1 pseudogene is annotated in these 386 nt (G+C 73.1%); it reads right to left on the bottom strand.

From position 1 onward, the window contains the following. Positions 1-373, bottom strand: a pseudogene (locus ABZ490_RS10570) (iron-sulfur-binding reductase); the annotation flags it as partial. Positions 374-386 lie beyond the last annotated feature (13 nt).

The following is a 386-nucleotide window of genomic DNA, read 5'->3' on the forward strand; positions in this document are numbered from 1 at the left end:
CAGCCACCGGCTCCGCCTCGGTCTCAGCCGAAGGCTTCTCCTCGGTCTCCGCCTCAGCCACCGGCTCCGCCTCGGTCTCAGCCGAAGGCTTCTCCTCGGTCTCCGCCTCAGCCGTCGGCTCTGCCGTGGTCTGAGCCTCAGCGGTCGACTCGGCCTCCGCCTCGGCAGGCGCATCGGCCGCAACCTCAGCTTCAGCGGTCGGCTCGGCCTCGGCCACCGGCTCCGCCTCGGTCTCAGCCGAAGGCTTCTCCTCGGCCTCAGCCTGAGCCGTCGGCTCCGCCGGGGTCTCAGCCTCAGCGGTCGACTCGGCCTCCGCCTCGGCAGGCGCATCGGCCGCAACCTCAGCTTCAGCGGTCGGCTCGGCCTCGGCCACCGGCTCCGCCTCG

This window comes from Streptomyces sp. NPDC005811, from assembly GCF_040630405.1.
Taxonomy (GTDB): Bacteria; Actinomycetota; Actinomycetes; order Streptomycetales; family Streptomycetaceae; genus Streptomyces.